The sequence below is a fragment of the Cupriavidus sp. 86D6 genome, assembly GCF_057815095.1.
The window spans coordinates 1-2,456 of sequence record NZ_JBYPSB010000037.1; the positions used below are offsets into that span (position 1 = coordinate 1).

A 2,456-nucleotide genomic window follows, 5' to 3' on the forward strand; every position below is an offset into this window, starting at 1 on the left:
GCCGCCTGATCGGCGCAGAGCGACAGCCTACCTCTGACTGCCGCCAATCTTTGCAACAGAGCCCGCTGGCCGCCTCAGCCTGCCACCCCGTCCCGGATTAAGCCATCACGCAGCAGCCCGGTGAATAAGAGAGGATCAGCGACCTGAGAGTGTGGCTCCAAGACTTGTGCCGCCGCCGAAATTGCGGCGATTGCTGTGGGAACACCTGCAACAATCGCTACCTGGGTAAGAACGCCGAAAATCTGGTCTCGGGTTGCACCCGCGCGTACCGCAGTGGGGACATGAAATTTGATGACATCAATTCCCGTTGCGCCCAACGCCGCGCCGGCTGCGATGATAACGAGTTCCCGGGTTTTCAAATCCAAATCGGTGCGGCTGTATACATCGCCGAAGACCCACTCAATCACATAGCGACCAAAATCAGGCGAGCTATCCTTGAATCCATCAAGGTATGCCTCCGTGGGAATGCCGGTGACTGCGGCGAATGTAGCAGATCCCCTGGCGAAACGGTCCTTTGAGACCTCAGCAGGCAAAGCGACGCTGGAATTTACGACTGACATACCCTATCTCCTCGTTTGCACTGCACCGTGCAGTCTCCAAAACATACATTGCACAGTGCAGTGCAGTCAAGGAAGGTGATGATCATCGTGAACGAAATTAGCCCGTCTTATTCATGAGGGCGGTGGATCGAAGCTGGCGAGCGTAGCGTAAAGCATTGATCTGGCTTAGGGATTGGGTGCTCACACCAACCTTCTTCACCCCATCGAGCCCGCCACGCCCGCCATGTCCGATCTTGACGCACTTCCGTTCGCGTTTCCATCCGTGAGAGCCAAGAAGCTCACAGCCGCCTTCGACGGCGGGCGCCTGACCTCGGACGGCGGCGTCCTGCTGCTGGCTCAGGCGGCCCGGCGGATGCGGATTGCCGACAAGCTCGCCGCGGTGATCCCGGACCGGCGCGATCCGAGCCGGATCGTGCACCCGCTGCCCGAGATCCTCCTGGCGCGCATCCTGGCCATCGCCTGCGGGTATGAGGACGCGGACGACCTCGACCACCTGCGCGCCGACCCCGCCTTCAAGCTCGCCTGCGGGCGCCTGCCCGAGAGCGGCGCGGACCTGATGAGCCAGCCCACCGTCTCGCGGCTGGAGAACACGCCGGACCTGCGCGACCTGATCCGGCTCGGGCGCGTGCTGGTCGACCTGTACTGCGCCAGCTACGCCGTGCCTCCAGCCGCCGTCACCCTGGACATCGACGACACCTGCGACGTGGTCCACGGCCAGCAGCAGTTGTCGTTGTTCAACGCCCACCACGATGCGCGCTGCTTTCTGCCCATCCACGTCTACGACACCGCCACCGCGCGCCCGGTGGCGATGATCCTGCGGCCGGGCAAGACGCCGTCCGGCCGCGAGGTGCGGGGCCATCTGCGCCGCCTCCTCAGGGCCATCCGCCGCCATTGGCCGACGACCGCGATCACGATCCGGGGCGACGGCCATTACGGCCGGCCCGAGGTCATGGACTGGTGCGAAGACAACGGCGTCGCCTACGTCTTCGGCCTGACCGGCACCAAGGCGCTGGCCGCCAAGGTCGAGGATATCGCCGATACCATCCGGGTGGTGCGGGCCATCGGCGACAAGGATGCGGTGCGCGGCTTTGCCGAGACCACGCACGCAGCCAAGTCCTGGCGGCAGGAACGTCGCGTCGCGGCTCGCATCGAAGCCACGCGGCTCGGCCTCGACATCCGCTACGTGGTCACCAACATCGAAACCGGCACGCCCGAATGGCTCTATGCCGAGCTCTACTGCGCCCGCGGCCAGGCCGAGAACCTGATCAAGCTCCACAAGGGCCAGCTCGCCTCCGACCGTACCTCGTGCCGGAACCCCGCCGCCAACCAGATGCGCCTCGTGCTGCACACCGCTGCCTATTGGCTGATGCTGACCGTGCGCGAGGCCATCCCGATCACCCATCGCTTGGCCAAGGCCGAGTTCGCCACGATCCGGTTGCGCCTGCTCAAACTCGGGGCCCGCGTCCGCGAGACCGTGGCCCGCGTCCGTCTCGCCTTTGCCGCAGCCAGCCCCGAGGCCGACCTGCTGCGCCACTTGGCGATCGCGCTCGCCCCGGCACCGGCCTGACCCATGGGGCAGAGACGCCCCGACGAACCCACGCCCGTCCCTCCAGCGCCAACAAAACGACCCCGATCCACACGCGTCAGGCAGACGCGCGATCCCGCTCGCCGTCAGCCCAGAACCCACCGTCCGCCATTGTCCGATGAATAAGACGGGTTAGCGATTCCCCCCCGCAGCGCCGGTCCCTCAACTCGCAGCGACATACCGAAACGAGAGGGAATCCTGGATGCCGCAACGCGCGTCTTCCTCGCGCGAGGCTTTGAAGACACGAGGGCTCTGTTGCAAAGATTGGCGGCAGTCAGAGGTAGGCTGTCGCTCTGCGCCGATCAGGCGGC

Annotated in this window: 2 protein-coding genes; one reads left to right on the forward strand and one right to left on the reverse strand. The window is 65.1% G+C overall.

The window, feature by feature from the left end:
* Window positions 1-74: 74 nt before the first annotated feature.
* Window positions 75-560, reverse strand: a complete 486-nt coding sequence (locus AC3G88_RS29320; RefSeq protein WP_046941321.1) for a carboxymuconolactone decarboxylase family protein — start codon at window positions 558-560, stop codon at window positions 75-77.
* Window positions 561-783: 223 nt separating this feature from the next.
* Here AC3G88_RS29320 and AC3G88_RS29325 point away from each other — a divergent pair, with 223 nt between their 5' ends.
* On the forward strand, window positions 784-2,127 hold the full coding sequence (locus AC3G88_RS29325; protein WP_488894485.1) for an IS1380 family transposase: 1,344 nt from the start codon (window positions 784-786) through the stop codon (window positions 2,125-2,127).
* Window positions 2,128-2,456 lie beyond the last annotated feature (329 nt).